This is a genomic window from Actinomycetospora atypica, assembly GCF_042653685.1.
Lineage (GTDB): Bacteria > Actinomycetota > Actinomycetes > Mycobacteriales > Pseudonocardiaceae > Actinomycetospora > Actinomycetospora atypica.
In genome coordinates this window covers 67,593-90,374 of record NZ_JBHSIV010000024.1, presented here as the reverse complement: position 1 = coordinate 90,374, position 22,782 = coordinate 67,593, and the positions used below count along the sequence as shown (strand labels likewise).

The window sequence follows — 22,782 nt, the reverse complement described above, 5'->3', positions numbered from 1 at the left end:
GACCTTAGTAAGCGCTTGCAATAACCGCGCGTCGGGCGATGACGTTCGTGTGGAGCAGAGCCCTGGCAGAGTGGGCGCGCCAGCGACCCACCACGCGGGAGGACCCTCGTGAGCGACCTCGAACAGCTGCAGATGCTGATCGGCGGCAAGCCCGTCGGCGCGATCTCGGGGAAGACCTTCGAGTCGGAGAACCCCTACACCGGGCAGTCGTGGGCGGTGATCCCCGACGGGGACACCGACGACATCGACGCCGCCGTCGCCGCGGCCCGCGCCGCCTTCGACGGCGAGTGGGGCGCGATGACGCCGTTCGGCCGGGCCGCGTGCCTGCGCCGCCTCGGCGACCTGATCACGCAGAACGCCGAGCGCCTGGCGCGGCTCGAGGTGAACGACTCCGGGAAGCTCTACCGGGAGATGCTCGGCCAGCTCAACGCCCTCGGCGGCTGGTACCACTACTACGCGGGGCTCGCGACGGCGATCGAGGGCACGCAGCCCCCGGTGCCGAACCCGAACTACCTCGTCTACACGCGCCGCGAGCCCGTCGGGGTCGTCGCCTGCATCACGCCGTGGAACTCCCCGCTGCTGCTGATGAGCTGGAAGGTCGCGCCCGCCCTCGCGGCCGGCTGCACCGTCGTCGTGAAGCCCTCCGAGCACGCTCCGGGATCGACCCTGGGGTTCGCCGAGCTCATCGAGCAGGCCGGCATCCCGGCGGGCGTGGTCAACGTCGTCACCACCGCCCGCGGGGAGGTCGGCGGCCACCTCGCCGCGCACCCCGGGGTCGACAAGGTCGCCTTCACCGGCTCGACGGCCACCGGCATCAAGGTCGGCCACGCCGCGATGGACAACCTCAACCCCGTCACCCTCGAGCTCGGCGGCAAGTCCCCGCAGGTCGTGTTCCCCGACGCCGACCTGCAGGCCGCCGCCAACGGCCTCGTCGCGGGGGTCTTTGCCGCGACCGGCCAGACCTGCATGGCGGGCTCCCGGCTGATCGTCCACGCCGACGTGCACGACGAGCTCGTCCGGCTCGTCGCCGAGCGCGCGTCGCAGATCGTGCTGGGCGACCCCTTCGGCGAGGACACCGAGATGGGGCCGGTGGCGAACGGGCCGCAGTACGAGAAGGTGCTCGGCTACCTCTCCACCGCGAAGGAGGAGGGCGCGACGGTCGAGTACGGCGGCGCGGCCGAGGACAGCCTGGGCGGCTACTTCGTCCGGCCGACCGTGCTGAGCGTGAAGCCGACCGACACGGTCTTCCGCGAGGAGGTCTTCGGTCCGGTGCTCGCCGCGGTGACGTTCACCGACGAGGACGAGGCGGTGAAGCTCGCCAACGACACCCCGTACGGCCTGGCCGGCGCGGTCTGGACCAAGGACATCCACCGCGGTCACCGGATCGCCGCGCGCATCCGGGCGGGCACGGTGTGGATCAACGCCTACCGCGCGGTGGCGCCGAGCGTGCCGTTCGGCGGCTACAAGATGTCGGGCCTCGGGCGCGAGAACGGGCACGCGGGGCTCGATCCGTACCTGGAGACCAAGTCGGTGTGGGTCGAGCTGACCGGCGGGACCCGGGACCCGTTCACCTTGGGCTAGGGCCTGAACGGAATCGTCGGGAAGGCCCCGGGGTTGGGATCGGTATGACGGCGACGGTGGACCTGCGGACCGACTGGCAGCGCTGGCACGACGAGCGCGAGGCGACGCTGCGCGAGCCCCACGGCTGGCTCGCGCTCACGGCGCTGGAGTGGCTCGAGGCGACCCCGCGGACGATCGACGGCCTCCCCGGGACGTGGAGCGCGCCCGGCGACGGCACGGTCGAGATCACCGCGGCGGCCGCCGACGGCGTCGAGGTCGAGGGCACGACGGTCGACGGCACCCGCAGCGTGACCCCGGTCGACGGGGCGCCCGGGGTGCTCGTCACCGTCGGGGAGAAGGTGGTGGAGCTCGCGCGGCGCACGAACGCCTACGCGCTGCGGGTCCGCGACCCCGAGGCGGCCACGCGGCAGACCTTCACCGGGGTCCCGACGTTCCCGGTCGACGGGCGCTGGGTGCTGGCCGGGCGGTTCGAGCCCTACGCCGAGCCGCAGCGGATCACGGTCGGCGCGGTCGTCGACGGACTGCAGCACTTCCCGACCGCCGTGGGGACGGTGACCTTCGAGCTCGACGGCACCGAGCACCGGCTCGTCGCGCTCGCGGGCAAGCCCGACGGGCTCTCGCTGCACTTCCGCGACGCCACCAGCGGCGTCAGCACCTACGGCGGCGGGCGCATCCTGCGCACGGCCGACCCGGAGCCCGACGGGACGGTCACGGTCGACCTGAACCGCACGGTCAACCTGCCCTGCGCCTTCACCGCGTTCGCCACCTGCCCGCTGCCGCCCGAGGGCAACGTGCTCGACGTGGCCGTCGAGGCGGGGGAGCGCTCACCCGCCTGAGGTTGACGCCTTCGGGCGGAAAGGGTGGCGCGATCCCGGGTCGGACCGGGCGAACCGGGTATGGACTCCTCGAATCGTGATCCGTCCGAGATCGAGGAGACCACATGACGCGAACGACCACGCGGCGCGCCGGGATGGCCGTCGCCGCGGCCGCCCTGTCCATCGGCGCCCTGGGCGCCTGCTCGAGCGGGCCGGCCGCCCCGGCGGGCCCGCCGACCGCGCCCGCCGGGTCGACGACGGCGCTGCCGTCGAACCTGCCGATGCAGGGCGGCCAGCCGGGTCAGCCCGGGCACGGTCAGCCGGCACCCGGTCAGCCGGGTGCCCCGGGACAGCCCGGAGCCGAGGGTGGCGCCGCCGGCGGGGCTGCGGGAGGTGCCGCGGGCGGCGCCACCAACGGTGAGTCGGGCGGCAACGCCGAGTCGGGCACCCAGGGCGGCGCCCCGGGCACCGGTGGGGCCTCCGACGGCGCGGGCAACGGCGCCGGCTCGGGTTCCGGCAGCGGCTCGGGCTCGGGCAGTGGCTCGGGCTCCGGGTCGGGCGGCACCGGCGGCGCGCCGAGCCAGACCCCCTCGGGTGGCGTGCAGACCGGCGCGGGCAGCACCGCGGGCGTCGAGCACCCCGAGCTGTTCGGCCTCGGCGGCGTCGCGCTGGTCGCGGCCGGTGGGGTCGCGGTCGCCGCGACCCGTCGCCGCCGCACCCAGGACTGAGGACGACCGTGGACCCGGACGACGCCGACACCCCGGTGCCGGCGTCGTCCGGCCCCCCGCCGCGCCGTCGCCTGCTCGTCGTGCTCGCGGCCGTCCTCGCGGTCGTCGGGATCGCCGTGCTCGTGGTGGCGGTGACGCTGCAGCGCTCGCCCCCGCCGGAGCGCGACGCCGGCACGCTCCCGGTCCCGGCGTCGTCGGGCACCGACGCCCGGCTCACCGGCGCTCCGGCCACCACCGCGGCCGGGCCGCCGCCGTCCCCGCCCGCCCGCATCGTCGTGCCGCGGATCGGCGTCGACTCGTCCGTCGCCTCCGTGGGACTGAACCCCGACCGCACCATGGAGGTCCCGGCCAAGGGCCCGCTGTACGACCTCGCGGCCTGGTACCGGTACTCGGTGACCCCGGGGCAGCAGGGCCCGTCGGTGATCGTCGGGCACATCGACTCGGCGGAGAACGGGCCGTCGGTCTTCTTCCGGCTCGGGGCGCTCGCCCCCGGCGACACCGTCGCCGTGACCCGCGCCGACGGCCTCGTCGTCCCGTTCACCGTCTACGCCACGCGCTCGTTCCCCAAGGACGCGTTCCCCACCGGCGAGGTCTACGCCGGGACCACCGGCCCCGAGCTGCGGCTGATCACGTGCAGCGGCTCGTTCGACGCGGCGGCGCGCAACTATCGGGACAACACCGTCGTCTTCGCCAGGGCCGGTTAGGGTCGCCGCCGTGGCGGCCCGCACCCTCGACGTCGGCGACCTGATCGGCGCCGTGGCCGGCACCCTGTTCGTCGTCCTCAACGCGGGCCTGCTCGGCGCGGCCGGGCACCTCCTCGTCTCGGTCCTCGCCGTCGCGGCCGCCGTGACGATCGTCGTGGCCTGGGCACGGGGCCGGCGGGGGACCGGGAGTGCGGGCGGGTTCCCGATGACGCGGTCCTACCGCGTGATCGTGACGATCGAGGTGCTCGCGCTCGTCGTCGGCGTCGCGGTGCTCGGCCGGACCGCGCCGCAGCTGACCGTGCCGTGGGTCGTCCTCGTCGTCGGCGCGCACTTCCTCGCGTTCGTCCGGTGGTGGCCGGTCGCGGGGCGGGTCTTCGCGGGGCTCGGCACGGCGATGGTGGTGCTCGCGGTGGCGGGCGGCGTCGTCGGGATCGTCGGCGGGCTCGACGCCCAACCGGTCGCGGCCTTCGTCGCCGGGTTCGGCTCCGGCCTCGTCATGCTGGTCCCGACGACGATCGGGGCGGTCCGCTCCCTGCGCGCCTGACCGGGTACTCAGCCGAGGACGAGCAGCAGCACCACGGCGGCGATCAGGGCGAGGGCCCCGACGACCAGCAGCGCCATCCCGGCGCGGCGCATGCCCGTGCCCCGGGTCGGCGTGTCCAGCGCGGGGGACAGGCTCGTCGTCGTGCCGGTGGCGGAGGCGCCCGGGGCCTCGCCCGCCGGCCGTGCGTCGACGACCTCGGTCGCGGCCTCCGCGGGCGACGGGACGGCGTACCGGTCGCCGAGCTCGTCGAGGGTCTCGGACAGGGCGGCGGCGTCGGGCCGGTCGCGCGGGTCGAGCGACATCGCCCGGAGCACCGCGTCCTCGAGGGGCACCGGGATCGTCGCCCGGACCCGGCGCAGCGGCATCGGGGGCTCGCGCAGCCTGGCCGAGGCCACGTCGGCCGAGCCCACACCGCGGAACGGTGGGACGCCGGTCAGCACCTCGTAGAGGGTGCAGCCCAGCGAGTAGACGTCGGAGCGGCCGTCGAGGGTCTCCCCGCGGACCTGCTCGGGGGACATGTAGGCGGCGGTGCCGACGACCCGGCCGGTCTCGGTGAGCCCGCCGACGTCGTCGGTCTTGGCGATCCCGAAGTCCATGAGCTTCGGCGTGCCGTCGCCGAGGAGCATGACGTTGCCGGGGTTCACGTCGCGGTGGACGATCCCGTGGGCGTGCGCGTGGGCGAGTGCGGAGGCGATCGCCGCCCCGATCCGCACCGACTCGAGGAGCGACGCACCGCCCTTCTCGCGGAGCTCGTCGGCCCACGTCCGGCCGTCGATCAGCTCCATCACCACGTACACGCCGTGCGGCGAGGTCCCGACGTCGTGCACCGCGATCACGTGCGGGTGGCTCAGCACCGCGGCGGAGCGGGCCTCCTCGCGCAGCCGGCGCGCGTCGGTGTCGTCGTCGCGGCGGTCGGAGGGGAGGAGCTTCACCGCGACGGTCCGCCCGAGGTCGCGGTCGCGGGCCCGGTGCACCTCGGCCATGCCGCCGGTCCCGAGGAGCTCGATCAGCTCGTACCGCTCACCGAGCACCACGCGACCCCACGGCGCCTCGTCGTCGGGCCCGCGGTCGTTGGTGAACGGCCGGGTCACAGCCGCCGGGTCCGTTGCGCGTCGCCGCCCGAGAGCAGCGCGTCGAACAGGTAGCGGTGGTCGACCATCGCCTGGCGGCGCTCCTCGAGCGGCTGCTCGCCCTGCTCGTCGGCCACCGCGACCCCGTGCGCGGAGCGGAAGTGCTCCACCAGGTCGGGGTAGTCGACGGACACGAGCTTCTCCCGCTCCTCGAAGCGCTCCGAGGGGTAGCCGCGGTCGCGCATCACCTGCTGGACGAGGAGGTCGGCGTCGCGCAGGCCGGTGGAGGGGTTCTCGACGAACGTCGACTGCGCCGTCTCCCAGGCCTTCGAGTAGCGGTCGCGCTCGTCGGCGCCGAGGTCGCGCAGCTCGAGGGCCTCGCGGCGCTCGAGCCGGGCGCGCAGCTCCTTCTCCCCGCCCCGCGTCCCGTACTCGGAGACCACGCGGTCGTACTCCTCGCCGAACCGGCTCCGGAGCCCCGCGGTGGTGGACCGGGCGCGCTGGCGCGCCACCAGCAGGAACACGATTCCGAGGACGATCACCACCACCGCGGCGATCACGACCCCGAGTACGACACCGTTCACGACAGGTCTCCCTCCGACCGACGGTGCCCATTGCACCACCCGAACGGGCCACCTGCCGGTATTCACGCGCTGCAACCGGCGGCGGCCCCTCCGTTCGCTCGGGGGTGTCAGGCCGGTCGGCCCCGCACGTTGCGCCGCACGCGAGGCCGTCCTGCCCGCCGCAGGACGATACCGACCGCCGCCACGGCCTCCGCCGCGATGTCGTAGCAGTCGGCGACGAGCCGGTAGAACATGCGCATGGAGAAGGGAACCGTTCCGGTGGGGGGTGCGGATCGGTCCGTTCCCGGCGGGGACGGCGCCGTGATCCGCGCGTGACCTGACATCGGCCGCGGGGCACGGGACGGTTACGGATTCCGCTCATGTTGCGCCGACTGCGCGGTGGTGGACCTCACCCGGTCCAGTCACGCTGCGCGTCCGGCCGCCGGGTCAGGTCGGCGGGGTCAGGTCGCCAGGGCCCGGAGCGCGTCGCCGTCCACGCGGTGGGTGGTCCAGCCGGCCGTCGGGACCGAGGAGAGCGTCGCGTAGAAGTCGAGCGCCGGGGTGTTCCAGTCGAGGACCGCCCACTCCAGCCGCGACCAGCCGCGGTCGAGGCAGGTGCGCGCGAGGTCGGCGAGCAGGGCCCGGGCGAGCCCGTGGCGGCGGTGGGCGGGGGAGACGTAGAGGTCCTCGAGGTGGATGCCGTGCACCCCGGTCCAGGTGGAGAAGGTGACGAACCACAGGGCCATGGCCGCGACCTCGTCGTCGACGGTCGCCACCGCGGCGAAGACGGCGGGGGAGTCGCCGAACAGGGCGGTGTGCAGCTGGGCGGCCGTGAGGTGGCACGACTCGGGCTCGCGCTCGTAGGCCGCGAGCTCGTGGACGAACCGGACGAGGGCGTCCACGTCGTCGGGGCGGGCTTCCCGGATGGTGACCGACACGCGATCATCATCGGCCATGACGGCGTTGGTCACGGGCGGCGGGACGGGCATCGGACGGGCGATCTCGGAGGCGCTGGCGCGGCTCGGGCACCCGGTGGCCGTGGTCTACAGCCGCTCGGCCGACGACGCGGGCGACACCGTGGCCGCGATCCGCGACGCCGGCGGGCGGGCGGAGGCGTTCCGGGCCGACGTCACCGACGACGACTCGGTGCGGGCGATGGCGGCGGAGGTCCGCGACGCGCTCGGTCCGGTCACCGTGCTGGTCAACAACGCGGGCGGCACGGAGCACATCGCGCTCGACGACCTGGAGTCCGCCACCGACGAGATCTTCGAGCGGCTCTTCCGGCTCAACACCCTCTCGGCCTGGCACTGCGCCCGGGCGGTCGCCGACGACCTCAAGACGGCCGACGACGGCTGCGTGGTCAACGTCGGGAGCGCCTCGGTCGCCTCCGGGCGCGGCTCGTCGGTCCCCTACGTGGTCAGCAAGGCGGCGCTCTCCGGGCTCACCCGGGCCCTGGCGAACGGGCTCGCCCCGGTGCGCGTCAACGAGGTGTGGCCCGGTCTGGTGATCACGCGGTGGTGGGCGGGCAAGGAGGAGCAGGGCCGGCAGCTCGCGTCGAACGCGATCGTCGGGCGCGAGACCACCGTGGAGGACGTGGCCGCGGCCGTCGTCGGGCTGGTCACCTCGAAGGCGATCACCGGCCAGACGATCACGATCGACGGTGGCCAGACGTTGTAGGCGCTCACAGGCCTGGACGGCACACCAGGCAGCCCCGGTACCCGGCCTCGCGCGCCTTCGCGGCCGACCGGAACGGCACCCGGTGGGCGTCGGTGATGCGCCGCGCGTGGTGGCACGAGGGCAGGCACGCGATGCCGGTGGTGTCGCTAGCGATCAGCACCACCCCGGTGGAGACGAACCGCTCGAGCCGGTCGAGGTCGAGACCCTCGGCCGCCAGCACCCGCGCCTTCGCGGCCTCGCCGAACATGTAGCGCCCCAGCGAGCCGTCGGCCTTCGTCACGCGGTGGCACGGCACGATCAGCGGCACCGGGTTGCGGGCGAGCACGGTCCCCACCGCGCGCACCGCGGCCGGGCGTCCGACCTCCCGCGCGACCCACCCGTAGGGCCGCACCTGCCCCGCCGGGATCGAGGCGGTGGCCCGGAGGACGTCGCGCTCGAAGGGCGAGCAGGCCCGCAGGTCGACCGCGGTGCGGGCGGTCACCGGCGGGGCCGGCCGGTCGGCGGGCACCAGCGGGCGCCCGACCCGGCGCCGGTACTCGTCGCGGAACCCGGCGTCGTCGGCCGGGCGCAGGAACGTGACCCCGGCCGAGGACGAGGCGACGAGCACGTCGCCGAGGGGGCCGGCGGTCGTCGTGACGGTGTCGACGACGTCGAGGGACACGGCCCCGGGGTCGGGGGCGGCGAGGCGGTCGAGCAGCGGGTCGCTCATGACGGGGTCCTGTCGGCGAGGAGGGTCCGCAGCCGGGCGAGGCCGCGGGAGACGTGCGAGCGGGCGGTGCCCTCGGCGACGCCGAGGGCGGCGGCGACGGCCGGGACGTCGAGGTCGGCGACGTGGCGCAGCACCACGGCGTCGCGCTGGACGGCGGGCAGGGCCGCGAGGGCGTCGGCGAGCGCCGGGTCGGCGCGGGCGGCGAGCTCCTCCGGACCGGGGTCGCGGGCGGCGCGGTCGGGGACGGGGGCCCCGGCCGTCGCGGGGCGGCGGGTGGCGGTGCGGATCTGGTTGCGGTGCTCGTTGAGCAGCACGGTGACGAGCCAGGCCCGCAGGTCGAGGGCCTCGATGCGCGCCGCGTCGTAGTCGCGCAGGGCGCGGAAGGCCCGCAGGAACGCCTCGGCGGCGAGGTCCTCGGCGGCCGCCCGGTGGCTCGTCAGGCGCAGCGCGGTGCCGAGCAGCAGGCGCTCGTGGGTACGGACGAGGCACGCGAAGCCGGTGTCGAGGTCCTCGACGAGGGCCGCGTGCAGGTCGGTCATGCCCGGGAGAACACCACGACGACGAGGCCCGTTGCGGTCAGCCGGTGACGCCGTGCCGCCACGCCCAGGCCACGAGCGCCGGCCGGCCGTCGACCGCGAGCTTGGAGATCAGGTGGTTCACGTGGGTCTTCACGGTCGCCTCGCTGACGAATAGCCGCGACGCCACCTGCTGGTTCGACAGGCCCTCGGCCACGAGGCGCAGGGTGTCGACCTCGCGCGCGGTGAGCCCCTCGGGAATCTCCGGGCGCGGGGTCGGGGTGCCGGCCAGGGCCACGAGCCGGGCCTGCACCGCGGCGTCGAGCACCGAACCGCCTGCAGCGACCGTGCGGATCGCGGCGCACAGCGCCTCGCCGGTCGTGTCCTTCGTCAGGTAACCGGCGGCGCCCGCGCGCAGGGCCGGGAGCACGGCGTCGTCGTCGGCGTAGGTGGTGAGGACGAGGACCCGCACGTCGGGGGCCTGCCGGCGCACGGCCTCGGTGACCTGCGCGCCGTCGAGCCCGGGCATCCGCAGGTCGACCAGCGCCACGTCGGGGGCGGCGGCCAGGACCGCCTCGACCGCCGCCGTGCCGTCGGGCGCGGTCGCGACCACGTCCAGGTCGTCGGCGGCGCCGAGCAGCATCGAGAGCCCGTCCCGGACGACCGCCTGGTCGTCGGCGAGCACGATCCGGATCACGTCGGCAGTGTGCCGAGTGGCACCCGCAGGGCCACCCGCCACCCCTCGTCGTCGGGACCCGCCTCGAGCGTGCCGCCGACCAGCGCCGCGCGTTCGCGCAGCCCCGCGAGCCCGTGCCCGCCGCCCGTTCCCGACGACGTCCCGGTGCCGGCCGGGTTCGTCACCGTCGCCTCCACGGCCTCCGGCCCGGCCGCGACGGTCACCCTCACCGGAGCCCCCGGGGCGTGGCGCCCGGCGTTCGTCAGGGCCTCGCGGACCGTGGCGAAGAGGGCCTCCCGGACCGCGGGCGCGGCCTCGTCGGGATCGCCCGTGACCTGCAGCGTCGCGTCGTGCCGGTCGGCGAGGGCCCGCAGGTCGGCGGCGGTGGGCGCGGGGGTGGAGCGCAGCGCGGCGACGGCCTCCTTGGCCTCGGCGAGCCCGGCACGGGCGAGGTCGGCGGCGCGGTCGACGGAGGCGAGGACCGGGTCGTCGGGGGCGTCCCGCTTCACGAGCACCGCCCGGATCGCCTGCAGGTGCAGGGAGAGCCCGGAGAGGGAGTGGGCGAGGACGTCGTGCAGGTCGCGCGCGATGCGGGCCCGCTCCTGGGCGGCCGCGCCGGCGAGCTCGGCCTCGCGCAGGGCGTCGCGCTCGGCGAGCAGCGCGACGACGCGGGTGTGCTCGCGGTGCAGCCGGGCCCGGTCGAGCGAGCGGGAGGCGAGGACGGGCACGGCGAGCCCGAGCAGCAGGCCCCACGACGAGCCGACGGCGAGCGCGAACACGACCGACAGCGCGGCCCCGGCGAACGCCGCGAACCCCCGGATCAGGCGGGCGTCGAGGACGACGCGCCCCACGAGCCCGCCGGCGACGAGCACCGCGGCGTAGGCCGCCCCGACCGGGACCAGCGCGGTCGCGGCGAGCCCCGCGACCGCGCAGGCCGCGAGCATCGCGGTCCGCCAACGGTCGCCGTCCCCGGTGGGGGAGGGGATGCGGGGGTCGCGGGCAGCGGCGACCGCGCAGCCCGCCCCGGCGAGCACCAGCAGGCCCGCCGTGACCGCGCCGAGGGTGAGCGGCCAGAGGGTGCCGGCGGCGATCCCGAGCCACAGCAGCGGGCGGGCGGCGCGGGCCAGCGCGTAGAGCCGCGGGGGCGTCCCCGGCTCCGGGACGCCCGCCGTCGCCAGCGCGGGCCGCGGCGCCGGCTCCGTCCGCGGGGGCGCCTCGAGGGTGGTCACGGCGACGAGTGTGGCCCCGCACCCGGCCCCGCACACCCGTTCTCCACCCCGTCTCCACCTGCGGGTGGACGTGCCACGGGCCCTCCGCGGACGACGCTCGTGAGCATCGGCAACGAAGGGAGCGGGACATGAGCGGGTCGGTGCAGGCGGTCGTCGGGATCGCGGTGATCGCGTGGGTCCTGTGGAACCAGCTGCGGACGCGGGAGTTCACGTCGCGCCGGGTGCGGATCGCGGCGGTGCTCGGCGTGATCGGGCTGGTGGAGGTGGTCTCGGCGGCGGGGTCGCACCCCGTGTCGGCGGCGGGCTGGGCGCTGCTCGTCGTCGGGCTGGTGGTCGGTGCCGCGACCGGTCTGCTGCGGGCCGCGACCGTGTCGCTGTGGGTGCAGGACGGGCGGGTGCTCACCCGGGGCCACTGGGGGACCGCCGCGTTGTGGGTCGTCGGGATCGGGGTGCACGTCGGGCTCGACCTGCTCGCCGGGGTGGTCGCGCCCTCGGCCGGTGCGGTGGACGCGTCGAGCATCCTGCTCTTCGTCGGGGTGAGCCTGGGCGCCCAGGGGCTGGTGACCATGCAGCGGGCGCGGGCCCTGCCGGGGGCGCCGGCGCGGGTGTTCCAGTCCGTCCGGTGACCGACCGGGGCCCCGCGCCGTCGCCGTTCTCAGCCGGTACGGGGCGCCACCGGCACGCGACCGGTGACCCGCAGCAGGAGGTCGACCGCCGGCAGCTCGACGACCTCCGGTCCCGGTCCGAGGACGATCTCCGTGTCGGTGGCGACGAGCCGGAGTCCGGTGAGGTCGGTGCCGAAGTAGGCGAGGGCCTTGGGCCCGGCCGACTCCAGGACGTGCCGCACCCGGTCGGCGGGGACGCGGTCGAGGCCGAGGGCCTCGGTGACGTCGAGGCCGTGGATGACGTCGTGGCTCAGGGCGCCGGCCTGCCCGCCGCCCGGCGGCAGCCACGGGTGCCGGACGTTGTCGCGCAGGGCGGCGAGGAGCTCGTCGTCGGAGAGCCGGGCGGTGTCCTGGCGCGCGACGCGGTCGGCGAAGCGGTTGAAGTCGCCACGGGCCGCCGCGATGCCGCGCAGCACCCGCCACGTGGAGTGGCGGTAGGGCATCGTGACGTGGGCGAGGACCTCGCGGACCCGCCAGCCCGCGCACAACGAGGGCGCCGCCCACTGCTCGGGGGAGAGCCCGGCGTAGAGGTTAGCCAGGCGTTCCCGCTCGGCGGCGGTCTCGCGGGCGAGAGGGTCGGAGGGGTCGAGCTGTCGGGGCACGGGGGTCTCCTCGTCGGCAGGGGTGTCCCGCCTCCTACGTCCCGGCCGCCGCCAACTCATCGGTCGCGCGGGGGAGGACCTCGGGGAGCCCGAACTCCCCGAAGCGCCCGCCCGTCCCGAGGAACGTCGTCAGGTGGGCGATCCGGCCGTCACGGGGCTCGACGAGGACGATCGCGAAGGGCCGCAGCACGCCGTCGTCGTCGGGCCGGTACTGCCCGAACCCCGGCTGTCCGTTGACGGCGGTCGGGGCGAGCCGGGCGCCCTCGCACCCGCCGGCCGCGACGAGCCGGGCGATGACCGACCCGCCCTCGATCCACCACCGGAACGGCGGCATCGACGTCCGGGCGTCCTCGCGGAGCAGGGCGACGAGCCGCACCGGGTCGTGCGCCTCGAAGGCCGCCACGTAGCGCTCGAGGAGTTCGCGCTGGGCGGGGTCGCCGGGGGCGAGGGCGTCGGTCGGGTCCCGGCGGTGCCGGTCCATGGTCTCGCGGGCCCGCTGCAGGGCGCTGGTCACCGCGGCGGTGCTCGCCCCGAGGACACCCGCGGTCTCCGCGGCGGAGAAGCCGAGGACGTCGCGCAGGACCAGCGTCGCCCGCTGCCGGGGCGGGAGGTACTGGAGGGCCGCGACGACGGCGAGGCGCACGCTCTCCCGCTCCACCGCGACCTCTCCCGGGTCGCGGGCCGCGACGAGCCGGGCGTCCGGCATGGGCTCGACGAAGTTCTCCGGCCGCAGCGGGCTGCCGAGGTCGGCGCCGGGGACGGCGGCCGGGCCGAGGTCGACGCACAGGGCCCGGCGGCGGGCCCCGCGGAGGATGTCCAGGCAGATGTTCGTGGCGATGCGGAAGACCCAGGCCCGGAGGCCGCCGCGCGCCGGGTCGAACCGCTCGCGCTGCAGGTGGGCCCGCACGATCGCCTCCTGGACGGCGTCGTCGGTGTCCGCGGACGACCCCAGGAGGCGGTAGCAGTAGGCGCCGAGCGGGATCCGCAGCGCCTCGAGATCCTCGACCGTCGGGGGCACCCGCCCAGTGGACCAGAGACCCCGGCTCCCGTCTCGGGTCTTAGCCGCGGCGTCGGTCGGGTATGGGTCCCCGCCAGGCCGGCGACACCACGCCGGCCGCGAACGACCCGGGAGACGCATGGAACCCGCCCGCTCCGACCACGTCCCGGACGGGCCGTCCCTCATCGACCAGGCCCGCTTCCGCGAGCGCCTGGACCGGTGCCTGACGGCCCTCCGGCGGATGGTCGCCGAGGGACGCCTGGCGGGGGAGGAACCCAGCACGGGCGTCGAGCTGGAGGTGGCCCTCGTCGACACGGAGATGCGCCCGGCCCTGCGGAACGAGGCCGTGCTGGAGTCGTCCGACTCCGAGGACCTGACCTCGGAGCTCGGGAGCTGGAACCTCGAGCTCAACCTGCCGCCGAGGAAACTGTCCGAGGCCGCCGAGGGCGTGCTCGAGGAGGACATCCGCACCGCGGTGGCGGGCGCCGAGGCCTCGGCGCGCCGGGTGGGCGTGCGGGCGGTGACCATCGGCATCCTCCCGACCCTCGAGGCCCGCCACCTCGACTCCTCGCGGCTCACCGACGATCCGCGGTACACCCTGCTCGACTCGCGTCTGACCGAGGCCCGGGGGCGGCCCTTCCACCTCGACATCGCCGCTCCCGACGGCACGGAGCACCTGCGGATGGACGTCCCCTCGGTCGCCGCCGAGGCCGCGTGCACGTCGCTGCAGCTGCACCTGCAGCTCGCGCCCGACGCCCTCGGCGCGCACTGGAACGCCGCGCAGGCGGTGGCCGGGGTGCAGCTGGCGATGGCCGCGAACTCCCCGTTCCTGCTGGGCCACCGGCTCTGGGCCGAGACGCGGATCCCGCTGTTCACCCAGGCCGTCGACATCCGCACCGACGAGGAGCGTCGGCAGGGGGTCCGCCCGCACGTCTGGTTCGGGGACCGCTGGGTGGAGAGCGGTCTCGACCTGTTCGCGGAGAACGTCGGGCACTTCGGGACGCTGCTCCCGCTCGCCGGGCCGGACGAGGAGGACCCGCTCGAGGCGCTCGACCGCGGCCTCGCCCCCTCGCTCGCCGAGCTGCACACCCACGACAGCACGGTCTGGCGGTGGAACCGGCCGGTCTACGGCGTGGCCGACGGGGTGGCCCACCTGCGCCTGGAGAACCGGGTGCTCCCGGCCTGCCCCACCGCCGCCGACGCCGTGGCCGACGCCCTGTTCTTCTACGGCCTCGTCCGGGGCCTCACCCGCCAGGACCGGCCCGTGTGGCGGGAGATGTCCTTCGGCACCGCCGAGGCCAACTTCACCGCCGGCGCGCAGCACGGCATCGAGGCCACCCTGTCCTGGCCCGGGAGCGGCAGCACCGGGGCGCCCGCGCTCGTCGAGGAGACGCTGCTGCCGGTGGCCGAGGAGGGCCTGGCGTCCTGGGGCGTCGACCCGGCGGTCGTCGCCCGCCACCTCGGGGTGATCGAGCAGCGGTGCCGCACGCGGCGCATCGGCGCCACCTGGCAGCTCGAGGTCGTCGCCGACCTCGAGCGCCACGGCACCGACCGCCGGGAGGCGATGCGACGGATGCTCGGGCTCTACGCGGAGGGGACGGCGTCGGGCGAGCCCGTGCACACCTGGTCGAGGCCCTGACGAGCACCGACCGTCCGGGACGGCAGGCGGAGCGGCTTCGTCGGGGGCCGAAGCATCCGGGCTAGACGAGCCGCTCCCATTCCTTCACGCGCACGACGGTGCCCGCCTCGTCGGCGTCGTCCACCTCCCGCAGGTCCGTGAAGCCCGCCTTCTCGAGCACCCGGCCGCTCTGCGGGCGATCCAGCGGCGTGTGGGCCACGACGCGGCGGACCGTGGGTGCCTCGCGCGCCAGCGCGACGAGCGCTTCGACCGCCGCGGTCGCGTAGCCACGGTTGCGGTGCGACCCGACGATCGCGTACCCGATCTCGATCGTCCCGTCCTCGTCGACGAACGCGCCGCCGATCTCGCCGATGACGACGTCGTCCTCGGCGCGGTGCACGAAGAACGGACCGAACTGCCCCGCGCGACCCACGTGCTGCGCCACGCCGACGGAGAACTCGGTCGGGTGGTCGTCCGCCGTGCGGGCGTCGCCGGGCCGCTCGCCCGCGGCCACCGCCTCGGCCGCCCGGCGCGTCATCTCGCGGAGCGTGACCGGCATGCGGCGAACCTAGACCTCCCCGCGGCCGGATCCGTCCAAGCCGGCCACGGGCCTCGTCGGGCAGGCTCCGCCGGTATGACGAGCCCCGTCCGCCGCATCATCGCCGACATCGCCCTGGCCGACCCGGCCGCCGACCGGGTGTTCTGGACCGACCTGCTCGGCCTCGACACCCCGATGGACCAGGGGTGGGTGGTCAACCACAGCGCGACCGGGATCGCGCAGATCCCGCAGGTCCAGCTCCTGACGCACGACCGGAGCGCCCCGGTGGACCCGGTGCTCTCGGTGGCGGTGGAGCCGGCCGAGCACGAGCCGCTGTACCGCCGCATGATCGACGCCGGGCTGGAGATCGTGCACCCGATGACCACCGAGCCGTGGGGCGTGCGGCGCTTCTTCGTGCGGACGCCCGGGGGTGTCGTGGTGAACATCCTGGAGCACCACGACGCGTGATGGGATGGGTCCCGTGCGGACACTGATCACGGGGGCGTCGAGCGGGCTCGGCGAGGGGATGGCGCGCGAGTTCGCCGCGCGGGGCCACGACCTCGCGCTCGTCGCGCGGCGGGGCGAGCGCCTCGAGGCCCTGGCGACCGAGCTCTCGGCGCGCCCGGGGGCCTCGCAGGTCGTCACCGCGACCCTCGACGTGAACGACGACGCCGCGGTCGCCGAGGTGGTCCCGGCGATGGCGGCGAAGCTCGGTGGGCTCGACCGCATGATCGTCAACGCCGGGATCGGCGACGGCCGGAAGGTGGGCTCGGGGCAGCCCGAGGCCAACCTGCGGACCGCGCGGACGAACTTCGTCGCGGCGATCGCGCAGTGCGAGGCCGCGATGGAGATCTTCCGGGCGCAGGGTTCCGGGCACCTCGTGGTGATCACCTCGGTGGCGGCCGACCGCGGGCTGCGCGGCGCCCAGACCGTCTACGCCGCCGCGAAGGCCGGCCTGTCGACGTTCACCGAGGGGCTGCGCTCCGACGTCCACGGCACCGGCATCGTCGTCACCGAGATCGCCCCGGGCTTCATCCGCACCGACCTCAACGAGGGCATGTCGATGCCGTTCGGCGTGGACGCGGCGACGGGGGTGCGCACGATGGTCGACGCGATCGAGCGCCGCCCGGGCCACGCCTACACGCCGCGCTGGCCCTGGTCGGTGCTCGGCCCGGCGCTGCGGGTATTGCCGATGCCCCTGGTCCGGGCGCTCACCTAGAGTGCGGGGGTGCTCAAGGAGAGGTTGCGCGGGGATCTGACCACCGCGATGAAGGCGCGCGACCAGACGAAGGTCCTCACCCTGCGGATGGCGCTGACGGCCGTCACCAACGCGGAGACCGCGGGGGACTCGCACCACGAGCTCTCCGACGACGAGGTCATGAACGTCCTGGTCCGCGAGACCAAGAAGCGCCGGGAGTCGGCCGAGGCCTTCGACGGGGCCGGGCGCACCGAGCTCGCCGAGCGGGAGCGCGCCGAGGAGGCCGTCCTCGCCGAGTACCTCCCGCAGCCGATCACCGACGACGAGCTCACCGCGCTGGTCGCCGCCGCCATCACCGAGACCGGGGCGGAGGGGCCGCGCCAGATGGGCCAGGTGATGAAGGTCGTGCAGCCGCAGGTCGGCTCGCGCGCCGACGGCAAGCGGATCTCGGCCGAGGTGAAGCGCCAGCTCAGCGGGTCCTGAGTCAGCTGACGGCCTGCACGAAGAGCACGACGGCGAGAACCAGCCCGGCGATCGCGATGCCGACGCGCAGCACCGTCGGCGGCAGGCGGCGCGCGATGGCCGGGCCGGTGAAGTTCCCGACGAGCAGCCCCGCCATCAGCGGCAGGGCGGCGCTCCAGACGACCTCGCCGAAGACGATGAACCCGATCGCCGCGACCGCGTTCGACGCGCCGAGGAGCACGTTCTTCACGGCGTTGACCCGGACCAGGGTGTCGGCGAGCAGGTGGGACAGCAGCGCCAGCATCAGCACGCCCGCCGCCGCGCCGAAGTACCCGGAGTAGACGCCGATCCCGATCGCGGCGAGCACGATCGCGGGCCGCGGGCGGCCGTCACCGGAGGCCGGCGACGGGTCGACCCTCGGGGGGCGGAGCAGCACCAGCGACGCGCCCCCCACGAGGAACGGCACGATCAGCGCGAACGTCTCCGACGGCGTGATCAGCACCAGGGCGCCGCCGATCACGCCGCCGACGATCGTCAGCGGGAGCAGTCGCAGCACCCGGGCGCGCTGGCCGCGCAGCTCGGGGCGCGACCCCGCGATCGAGCCGACGCTCGAGGCGGCGAGCGCGATGGTGTTCGCCTGGTTGGCGACGACGGGCGGCAGGCCGACCGCGAGCAGCGCCGGGTAGGAGAACAGCGACGCGAGACCGGCCATGGAGCCGGAGAGCCCCGCCGCCACGCCCGCGAGGACGAGCAGGACGGGGGAGGGCACCGTGTGATCAGATCACGGGGTGTCTGAACGCGCGCCGGTCCGGGACGTCGAGGTGACGGGGACGATCCGCCTCGGTCAGTTCCTCAAGCTCGCGGGCCTCGTGGAGCACGGGGCGGACGCGAAGGATCTCGTCGCGGCCGGCGACGTGGGCGTCAACGGAAGGCCCGAGTTCCGGCGCGGAAGGCAGCTCGAGGGCGGGGACGTGGTGTCGCTGGGCGGCGACCGCGCGAGGGTCGTCGCGACCTGACGATCCGTCTCCGGACGAGAAGATCGTTGGCGTATGCAACGAAGCCCGGAGGCGTCGTCCCGGCGAACCGGGTGGAACGACGACGACCCCCGGGCTCCGCCGAGATGAGCCCTGCCGAGAGGTCAGAGGCAGGGCCACCATCAGCCTAGTGCTCCGCCGCCCGAGCTCGACGAGGGACCACCGGAACGGCCGAATGCTGATGGGGGTCAGCCGTCCGGAGCAGGAATGGACACGGTCGCGTCACACGACCGTCACGTCGTGACCCACCGCGTCGTTCCGTTGTGTCCTAGTCTGTCGCGTAGTCCACTCCGTAGGGACATGTCACCCGACGTAGCGAGAGCGAGCACGGATCGTGACCGACGAGCGCGAGGAAGGTGGGCATCGCGCCCCGCCCCGCCGTCGCCCGGTCGTGGGCCGGACCGGCGCCCGGTTCCCCCGGATGCCCGAGCCCGAGGCCGTCGAGCCCGCGGCCGCCGGGCCCGACGCCGTCGACATCGAGGCCGCCCCGCCGGAGCAGGAGCCCGAGCCGTTCCTCGGGCGCACCGGGGCGCGGTTCGACTCCCGGGCCCGGCGCCGACGGCGCGCGGAGGCCGCCGAAGCCCCCGCCCTGCCGCCCGGGTCGACCACCTCGTCGTCGGGAACGCCGGATCCGCTCCTGGGGCGCACCGGCGCCCGCTTCGGCTCCCGGGCGCGGCGCGACCGGCGCGAGGCCGAGCGCCTCGCCGTCGAGGACGCCGCCGTGCCCGTGCAGGCCGGCTCGCTGCGCGAGCGGTACGACCCGACCAACCCCTGTCCCGACGAGACGCCCACCGCGCCGCTGCACCTCGCCGAGCTGCGCGCGATGGCCGAGGGCATCGAGTCGCGGGTGTCGGTGCGGCCCTACGTCCGCACGGGGGGACGCACCCACGCGCGCCCCGACCTGTTCGTCGAGACCCTCATCTCGCTGCCCCGCCCGCGCCCGCCGCTCGACGACCCGGAGCACCGGGCGATCGGCGACCTCTGCGACGACGCGCCGCGCTCGGTCGCGGAGGTCGCGGCGCTGATGCAGGTGCCGCTCGGGGTGGCGCGGGTGCTGATCGGCGACATGGCCGACGACGGCTCGGTGCGGGTCCACCGCACGGCCGACGACCTCTCGCCCGGCCCCGGACCCGACGGCGCCGTGCTCGCCCGCGTGCTGCGCGGACTGCACCGGCTGTAGGTCCGCGCGCACAATGGCGCCATGACGGCGACGGCGGAGAAGCGACTCACCGGCTACGCGCACGGCGGCGGCTGCGCCTGCAAGATCCCGCCGGGGGAGCTCGAGTCCTTCGTGCGCACCCTGTCCCCGTCGCCGACAGCCGAGCGGGTCGGCGAGCTCGTCGTCGGGCTCGACGACGGCGACGACGCGGCCGCGGTGACGATCCGCGACGGCCTCGCCCTCATCGCGACCACCGACTTCTTCACCCCGGTCGTCGACGACCCCTACGACTGGGGCCGGATCGCCGCGGCGAACGCGCTCTCCGACGTCTACGCCATGGGCGGGCGCCCCGTCGTGGCGCTGAACCTGCTCTGCTGGCCGCGCGACGTGCTGCCCTACGAGATGGCCGCGGAGGTGCTGCGCGGCGGGCTCGCCGTCGCCGACCTGGCCGGGTGCCACGTCGCGGGCGGGCACTCCGTCGACGACCCCGAGCCCAAGTACGGCATGGCCGTCACCGGCATCGCCGACCCCGACCGGCTGATCCGCAACGACGCCGGCCGGGCCGGGCTGCCGCTCTCGCTCACCAAGCCGCTCGGGCTCGGCGTGCTGAACAACCGGCACAAGGCGACCGGCGAGGTGTTCGCGCAGGCGGTCGAGACCATGACGGCGCTGAACGCGGCGGCGTCGCGGGCGGCGCTGGAGGCGGGCATCGTCGCGGGGACCGACGTGACCGGGTTCGGGCTGCTCGGGCACGCCTTCAAGCTGGCCCGGGCCTCCGGCGTGACCGCGGTGATCGACCGCGCCGCCGTCCCGTACCTGGAGGGCGCCCGCGAGTCGGTGCGCGACGGCTTCGTCCCCGGCGGGTCGCGCCGCAACCTGGACTGGGTGGCCCCCGAGTCCGACTTCGGCGACGCGTCGGAGGAGGACCGGGTGCTCCTCGCCGACGCCCAGACCTCCGGCGGCCTGCTGCTCGTCGGCGAGATCCCCGGTGCCCCCGTCATCGGGGAGCTCGTCCCCGACGAGGGCGTGCGCCTGCGCATCAGGTGAGCGCGGCCTGCTCCCAGAGGTCCTGCGCGGCCTCGCGGACGTCGTCGACCGGCACGTCGTGGGTGGCCGACTCGTGGTGGCCGCACCAGCCCTCGAGCACCCGCATGCCGCACACCCGGCAGCCGCCGTGCCACGACACCAGCACCCGGTGCCACACGCGGGTCAGCGGCGCGACGTCGGCGAGGTTCGCGTAGGTGAACACCGCGACCGTCGGCGTCCCCACCGCGCCCGCCACGTGGCGCGGGCCGGAGTCGTTGCCGATCATCAGCCGCGCCCGCGAGAGCAGGCCCACCAGCCCGGGCAGGGTGAGGGTCCCGACGACGGTCTCCGGCTCGCGACCCGCGACGGCCGCGTAGCCGGCGGCCACCGCCGCGACCCGGTCGTCCTCGGCGGGGCCGCCGACGACCACCACGCGGGCGCCCTCGAGCGAGGCGGCCACGGCGCCGAGCCGGTCCTCGGGGTAGCAGCGGCGGGCGTCGGTGGCGCCGGGGTGCACGACGACCAGCGGCTCCGCGGTCTCGGCGACGACGTCGCGGGAGGCGGCGAGGTCGGCCGCGGTGACGGTGAGGCGCGGGTCGACCCGCGACGCCGGGGCGCCGACCGCGGCCGCCAGCTCGTTCCAGCGCAGCGTGTCGTGCTGGTAGGGCGTGTAGGGCAGCCAGCGGTCGGGCCGGGGCGCCCCGGGAGCGGCCGTGCCGGCGGTCACGCGGGCGCCGAGGCGGGCCAGGAGGCGGTTGGAGTTCCCGCCGCCGCCGTGCATCTGGATCGCGAGGTCGTAGCCCTCGGCCCGCCGGGCGGCGCACCAGGCCTCCATCTCCTCCTCGGGCGCGTCCGGCCCCGACCCCACGCGCACCCCCGGGAACTTCGGGACGGCGATCACCCGGTCGACCGGGGACGGCCGGCCCGCGAGCAGCGCCTCCGAGTGCGGCTGGCCGAGCAGGGTGATGTCGGCGTCGGGGTAGGCGGCGCGGACCGCGGCGAGCGCGGGCTCCGAGACCACCAGGTCGCCGAGCCCGTTGGCCCGCAGGATCGCGATCCGCCGCACGTCGGGGACGAGGCCCGCCGGGTCGGCCGGCCTCCCCAGGGCGGGAGGGTGCTGCTGGGCCTGGTCGGCATCGGGGGCGAGGGTCGCGACATCCACGGGTACGGGTGCTCGTCGGGGACGGTGCACTACGCCCCGAGATGCCGGGGGACCGCCGGACGGCGTACTCCGGGCGTCGAGCGGCCGGTCACCGTGGCCGGGACGACCGTCCGCCCGTACCGTGGCCCGACGTGAGTACCGAGGACAGGGCAGCCATCGTCACCGGGTCGACCAGCGGCATCGGCCGCGCCATCGTCGACCGACTCGTCACCGACGGCTGGCAGGTCCTCGGCGTCGACCTCGAGGCGGCCGACGACCTCAAGGGCGCGGAGACGCTCGGCGCCGACCTGACCAGCCGCGAGGGCAACCGGGCCGCGGTCGACACCGCGCTCGAGGCCTTCGGGCGGATCGACCTCGTCGTGCCCAACGCGGGCTTCCAGCACGTCTCCCCGGTGGCCGACTTCCCCGAGGACCGCTGGGACGCCCTGCTCCAGATCCTGCTGACGAGCCCCTTCCTCCTCGCGAAGTACGCCTGGCCCTCGCTGCTCGAGGCGCCCCGCGGCGGCCGGTTCATCCCGATCGCCTCCGCGCACGCGCTCGCCGCGAGTCCCTTCAAGGCCGGTTACGTCTCCGCCAAGCACGGGGTGCTCGGCCTCGTGAAGACCCTGGCGCTCGAGGGCGCCGCCCAGGGCATCACCGCCGCCGCGGTCTGCCCCGCCTACGTGCGCACCCCGCTGGTCGAGAAGCAGATCGCCGACCAGGCGAAGGCCCACGGCATCAGCGAGGACCGCGTGCTCGAGGAGGTCATCCTCACCCCGCACGCGGTCAAGCGGCTCATCGAGCCGAGCGAGGTCGCCGACGTGGTCGCCTTCCTGACGACGCCCGCGGGCTCCACCTTCACCGGCGTCCCGGTGACGATGGACATGGGGTGGACCGCGCGGTGACCGGCCCTGGGCCAGACTGCGCCTCGTGACGCTCCGGGAGATCGCGGCCGAACGCTGGCTGACGGTGCCGAACCTGCTGTCGGCCGTCCGTCTCGCCGGCGTGCCGGTGTTCCTCTGGCTGCTGCTCGGGCCACGGGCCGACGGCTGGGCGCTGATCGTGCTGGTGATCTCCGGGATCACCGACTGGCTCGACGGCAAGCTCGCCCGCTGGCTCGACCAGTACAGCAAGCTGGGGGAGGCGCTCGACCCGCTGGCCGACCGGCTCTACACGCTGGCGGCCCTCGTCGCCTTCGTCGTGCGCGACATCGTCCCGTGGTGGGTCGTCGTGCTCATCGTCGGGCGGGACGTGGTGGTGTCGGCCGCGCTGCCGCTGCTGCGGCGCAAGGGCTACCTCGCCTTCCCGGTGCTCTACCTCGGCAAGGCCGCGACGTTGTGCCTGCTCTACGCCTTCCCGCTGCTGCTGCTCGCGCAGATGGACTGGCCGGGCGCCGACGCCGCCCGTCCCTTCGCCTACGCCTTCCTGGTGTGGGGCGTCGCGCTGCACCTGTACTCGGGGGCGCTCTACGTGGTCCAACTCGTCCGGACGCCGGCGCGCTAGGCTTCGCGCCCGCCCACCGCATCTGATC

The 22,782-nt window shown here is 75.5% G+C and carries 29 protein-coding genes; 16 read left to right on the top strand and 13 right to left on the bottom strand.

Going from position 1 to position 22,782, the window contains the following annotated elements:
• Window positions 1-108: 108 nt before the first annotated feature.
• From ACFPBZ_RS20425 to ACFPBZ_RS20405, 5 genes are all read left to right on the top strand, one after another.
• Window positions 109-1,581, top strand: coding sequence for an aldehyde dehydrogenase (locus ACFPBZ_RS20425; protein ID WP_378037943.1), 1,473 nt, complete (start codon window positions 109-111; stop codon window positions 1,579-1,581).
• A gap of 44 nt (window positions 1,582-1,625) precedes the next feature.
• On the top strand, window positions 1,626-2,417 hold the full coding sequence (locus tag ACFPBZ_RS20420) for a DUF1684 domain-containing protein (protein WP_378037942.1): 792 nt from the start codon (window positions 1,626-1,628) through the stop codon (window positions 2,415-2,417).
• Between the two features lie 104 nt (window positions 2,418-2,521).
• On the top strand, window positions 2,522-3,124 hold the full coding sequence (locus ACFPBZ_RS20415; RefSeq protein WP_378037941.1) for a hypothetical protein: 603 nt from the start codon (window positions 2,522-2,524) through the stop codon (window positions 3,122-3,124).
• 8 nt (window positions 3,125-3,132) lie between these two features.
• Window positions 3,133-3,828 (top strand): class F sortase, encoded by a 696-nt coding sequence (locus ACFPBZ_RS20410; RefSeq protein WP_378037940.1) that lies wholly within the window; start codon window positions 3,133-3,135, stop codon window positions 3,826-3,828.
• A gap of 10 nt (window positions 3,829-3,838) precedes the next feature.
• A complete protein-coding gene (locus tag ACFPBZ_RS20405) occupies window positions 3,839-4,372 on the top strand; it encodes a hypothetical protein (RefSeq protein ID WP_378037939.1) in 534 nt (177 codons plus the stop codon).
• Between the two features lie 8 nt (window positions 4,373-4,380).
• Here the strand turns inward: ACFPBZ_RS20405 and ACFPBZ_RS20400 are convergent, their stop codons facing one another.
• From ACFPBZ_RS20400 to ACFPBZ_RS20385, 4 genes are all read right to left on the bottom strand, one after another.
• On the bottom strand, window positions 4,381-5,463 hold the full coding sequence (locus ACFPBZ_RS20400; protein WP_378037938.1) for a serine/threonine-protein kinase: 1,083 nt from the start codon (window positions 5,461-5,463) through the stop codon (window positions 4,381-4,383).
• On the bottom strand, window positions 5,460-6,026 hold the full coding sequence (locus tag ACFPBZ_RS20395; RefSeq protein WP_378037937.1) for a hypothetical protein: 567 nt from the start codon (window positions 6,024-6,026) through the stop codon (window positions 5,460-5,462). Before ACFPBZ_RS20395 ends, ACFPBZ_RS20400 begins: the two co-directional genes overlap by 4 nt.
• A 107-nt stretch (window positions 6,027-6,133) precedes the next feature.
• Window positions 6,134-6,265, bottom strand: coding sequence for a hypothetical protein (locus ACFPBZ_RS20390; protein WP_378037936.1), 132 nt, complete (start codon window positions 6,263-6,265; stop codon window positions 6,134-6,136).
• Window positions 6,266-6,466: 201 nt separating this feature from the next.
• Window positions 6,467-6,943, bottom strand: a complete 477-nt coding sequence (locus ACFPBZ_RS20385; protein WP_378037935.1) for a GNAT family N-acetyltransferase — start codon at window positions 6,941-6,943, stop codon at window positions 6,467-6,469.
• A gap of 16 nt (window positions 6,944-6,959) precedes the next feature.
• Here ACFPBZ_RS20385 and ACFPBZ_RS20380 point away from each other — a divergent pair, with 16 nt between their 5' ends.
• Entirely contained in the window at window positions 6,960-7,682 is a 723-nt protein-coding gene (locus tag ACFPBZ_RS20380) for an SDR family NAD(P)-dependent oxidoreductase (protein WP_378037934.1), read from the top strand.
• Window positions 7,683-7,686: 4 nt separating this feature from the next.
• On the opposite strand, the gene ACFPBZ_RS20375 is transcribed toward ACFPBZ_RS20380, so the two are convergent.
• The 4 genes from ACFPBZ_RS20375 to ACFPBZ_RS20360 are packed head-to-tail and all read right to left on the bottom strand — an operon-like array spanning window position 7,687 to window position 10,811.
• Window positions 7,687-8,391, bottom strand: coding sequence for a methylated-DNA--[protein]-cysteine S-methyltransferase (locus ACFPBZ_RS20375; protein ID WP_378037933.1), 705 nt, complete (start codon window positions 8,389-8,391; stop codon window positions 7,687-7,689).
• On the bottom strand, window positions 8,388-8,930 hold the full coding sequence (locus tag ACFPBZ_RS20370; protein ID WP_378037932.1) for an RNA polymerase sigma factor: 543 nt from the start codon (window positions 8,928-8,930) through the stop codon (window positions 8,388-8,390). Before ACFPBZ_RS20370 ends, ACFPBZ_RS20375 begins: the two co-directional genes overlap by 4 nt.
• 37 nt (window positions 8,931-8,967) lie before the next feature.
• A complete protein-coding gene (locus tag ACFPBZ_RS20365; RefSeq protein ID WP_378037931.1) occupies window positions 8,968-9,603 on the bottom strand; it encodes a response regulator in 636 nt (211 codons plus the stop codon).
• The gene (locus ACFPBZ_RS20360) at window positions 9,600-10,811 is read right to left on the bottom strand and encodes a sensor histidine kinase (protein WP_378037930.1); all 1,212 of its coding nucleotides are present in this window, start codon (window positions 10,809-10,811) and stop codon (window positions 9,600-9,602) included. Before ACFPBZ_RS20360 ends, ACFPBZ_RS20365 begins: the two co-directional genes overlap by 4 nt.
• A gap of 128 nt (window positions 10,812-10,939) precedes the next feature.
• Here ACFPBZ_RS20360 and ACFPBZ_RS20355 point away from each other — a divergent pair, with 128 nt between their 5' ends.
• Window positions 10,940-11,437 (top strand): hypothetical protein, encoded by a 498-nt coding sequence (locus ACFPBZ_RS20355; protein ID WP_378037929.1) that lies wholly within the window; start codon window positions 10,940-10,942, stop codon window positions 11,435-11,437.
• A 29-nt stretch (window positions 11,438-11,466) separates the two neighbouring features.
• On the opposite strand, the gene ACFPBZ_RS20350 is transcribed toward ACFPBZ_RS20355, so the two are convergent.
• Window positions 11,467-12,078 carry a maleylpyruvate isomerase family mycothiol-dependent enzyme gene (locus ACFPBZ_RS20350; RefSeq protein WP_378037928.1) on the bottom strand — a complete coding sequence of 204 codons (612 nt, stop codon included), beginning with the start codon at window positions 12,076-12,078 and terminating at the stop codon, window positions 11,467-11,469.
• Between the two features lie 34 nt (window positions 12,079-12,112).
• A complete protein-coding gene (locus tag ACFPBZ_RS20345) occupies window positions 12,113-13,096 on the bottom strand; it encodes an RNA polymerase subunit sigma-70 (protein WP_378037927.1) in 984 nt (327 codons plus the stop codon).
• Window positions 13,097-13,214: 118 nt separating this feature from the next.
• On the opposite strand from ACFPBZ_RS20345, the gene ACFPBZ_RS20340 reads away from it, so the two are divergent.
• Entirely contained in the window at window positions 13,215-14,714 is a 1,500-nt protein-coding gene (locus ACFPBZ_RS20340) for a glutamate-cysteine ligase family protein (RefSeq protein ID WP_378037926.1), read from the top strand.
• 61 nt (window positions 14,715-14,775) lie between these two features.
• Here ACFPBZ_RS20340 and ACFPBZ_RS20335 read toward each other — a convergent pair whose 3' ends face one another.
• Entirely contained in the window at window positions 14,776-15,252 is a 477-nt protein-coding gene (locus ACFPBZ_RS20335; protein ID WP_378037925.1) for a GNAT family N-acetyltransferase, read from the bottom strand.
• Between the two features lie 75 nt (window positions 15,253-15,327).
• Here ACFPBZ_RS20335 and ACFPBZ_RS20330 point away from each other — a divergent pair, with 75 nt between their 5' ends.
• Genes ACFPBZ_RS20330 through ACFPBZ_RS20320 form a run of 3 tightly spaced genes read left to right on the top strand, consistent with a single transcriptional unit; the run spans window position 15,328 to window position 16,912 of the window.
• Window positions 15,328-15,699 (top strand): VOC family protein, encoded by a 372-nt coding sequence (locus ACFPBZ_RS20330; RefSeq protein ID WP_378037924.1) that lies wholly within the window; start codon window positions 15,328-15,330, stop codon window positions 15,697-15,699.
• Between the two features lie 4 nt (window positions 15,700-15,703).
• A complete protein-coding gene (locus ACFPBZ_RS20325; protein WP_378037923.1) occupies window positions 15,704-16,450 on the top strand; it encodes an SDR family oxidoreductase in 747 nt (248 codons plus the stop codon).
• Window positions 16,451-16,459: 9 nt separating this feature from the next.
• Complete coding sequence (locus ACFPBZ_RS20320; protein WP_378037922.1) at window positions 16,460-16,912, top strand: GatB/YqeY domain-containing protein; 453 nt, start codon at window positions 16,460-16,462, stop codon at window positions 16,910-16,912.
• 1 nt (window position 16,913) lies between these two features.
• Here ACFPBZ_RS20320 and ACFPBZ_RS20315 read toward each other — a convergent pair whose 3' ends face one another.
• Window positions 16,914-17,660, bottom strand: a complete 747-nt coding sequence (locus ACFPBZ_RS20315) for a sulfite exporter TauE/SafE family protein (protein ID WP_378037921.1) — start codon at window positions 17,658-17,660, stop codon at window positions 16,914-16,916.
• 19 nt (window positions 17,661-17,679) lie between these two features.
• On the opposite strand from ACFPBZ_RS20315, the gene ACFPBZ_RS20310 reads away from it, so the two are divergent.
• The 3 genes from ACFPBZ_RS20310 to selD all read left to right on the top strand — a co-directional run bounded on the left by ACFPBZ_RS20310 (window position 17,680) and on the right by selD (window position 20,131).
• The gene (locus ACFPBZ_RS20310; protein WP_378037920.1) at window positions 17,680-17,907 is read left to right on the top strand and encodes an RNA-binding S4 domain-containing protein; all 228 of its coding nucleotides are present in this window, start codon (window positions 17,680-17,682) and stop codon (window positions 17,905-17,907) included.
• A 352-nt stretch (window positions 17,908-18,259) separates the two neighbouring features.
• Window positions 18,260-19,105, top strand: coding sequence for a DUF742 domain-containing protein (locus ACFPBZ_RS20305; RefSeq protein WP_378037919.1), 846 nt, complete (start codon window positions 18,260-18,262; stop codon window positions 19,103-19,105).
• Window positions 19,106-19,126: 21 nt separating this feature from the next.
• Window positions 19,127-20,131 carry a selenide, water dikinase SelD gene (gene selD / locus ACFPBZ_RS20300; RefSeq protein ID WP_378037918.1) on the top strand — a complete coding sequence of 335 codons (1,005 nt, stop codon included), beginning with the start codon at window positions 19,127-19,129 and terminating at the stop codon, window positions 20,129-20,131.
• Here selD and ACFPBZ_RS20295 read toward each other — a convergent pair.
• The gene (locus ACFPBZ_RS20295; RefSeq protein ID WP_378037917.1) at window positions 20,124-21,272 is read right to left on the bottom strand and encodes a glycosyltransferase family 9 protein; all 1,149 of its coding nucleotides are present in this window, start codon (window positions 21,270-21,272) and stop codon (window positions 20,124-20,126) included. The two genes, selD and ACFPBZ_RS20295, sit on opposite strands and share 8 nt — an antisense overlap.
• A gap of 131 nt (window positions 21,273-21,403) precedes the next feature.
• On the opposite strand from ACFPBZ_RS20295, the gene ACFPBZ_RS20290 reads away from it, so the two are divergent.
• Entirely contained in the window at window positions 21,404-22,156 is a 753-nt protein-coding gene (locus ACFPBZ_RS20290) for an SDR family oxidoreductase (protein WP_378037916.1), read from the top strand.
• A gap of 25 nt (window positions 22,157-22,181) precedes the next feature.
• Window positions 22,182-22,754 (top strand): CDP-alcohol phosphatidyltransferase family protein, encoded by a 573-nt coding sequence (locus tag ACFPBZ_RS20285; RefSeq protein WP_378037915.1) that lies wholly within the window; start codon window positions 22,182-22,184, stop codon window positions 22,752-22,754.
• Window positions 22,755-22,782: the final 28 nt, after the last annotated feature.

Excerpts from the sequence above, each read along its gene's own strand:
- ACFPBZ_RS20420 (WP_378037942.1), top strand. The coding sequence starts at position 1,626 with ATGACGGCGACGGTGGACCTGCGGACCGACTGGCAGCGCTGGCACGAC.
- ACFPBZ_RS20415 (WP_378037941.1), top strand. The coding sequence starts at position 2,522 with ATGACGCGAACGACCACGCGGCGCGCCGGGATGGCCGTCGCCGCGGCC.
- ACFPBZ_RS20390 (WP_378037936.1), bottom strand. The coding sequence starts at position 6,265 with ATGCGCATGTTCTACCGGCTCGTCGCCGACTGCTACGACATCGCGGCG.
- ACFPBZ_RS20380 (WP_378037934.1), top strand. The coding sequence starts at position 6,960 with ATGACGGCGTTGGTCACGGGCGGCGGGACGGGCATCGGACGGGCGATC.
- ACFPBZ_RS20375 (WP_378037933.1), bottom strand. The coding sequence starts at position 8,391 with ATGAGCGACCCGCTGCTCGACCGCCTCGCCGCCCCCGACCCCGGGGCC.
- ACFPBZ_RS20370 (WP_378037932.1), bottom strand. The coding sequence starts at position 8,930 with ATGACCGACCTGCACGCGGCCCTCGTCGAGGACCTCGACACCGGCTTC.
- ACFPBZ_RS20355 (WP_378037929.1), top strand. The coding sequence starts at position 10,940 with ATGAGCGGGTCGGTGCAGGCGGTCGTCGGGATCGCGGTGATCGCGTGG.
- ACFPBZ_RS20340 (WP_378037926.1), top strand. The coding sequence starts at position 13,215 with ATGGAACCCGCCCGCTCCGACCACGTCCCGGACGGGCCGTCCCTCATC.
- ACFPBZ_RS20335 (WP_378037925.1), bottom strand. The coding sequence starts at position 15,252 with ATGCCGGTCACGCTCCGCGAGATGACGCGCCGGGCGGCCGAGGCGGTG.
- ACFPBZ_RS20330 (WP_378037924.1), top strand. The coding sequence starts at position 15,328 with ATGACGAGCCCCGTCCGCCGCATCATCGCCGACATCGCCCTGGCCGAC.
- ACFPBZ_RS20325 (WP_378037923.1), top strand. The coding sequence starts at position 15,704 with ATGGGTCCCGTGCGGACACTGATCACGGGGGCGTCGAGCGGGCTCGGC.
- selD (WP_378037918.1), top strand. The coding sequence starts at position 19,127 with ATGACGGCGACGGCGGAGAAGCGACTCACCGGCTACGCGCACGGCGGC.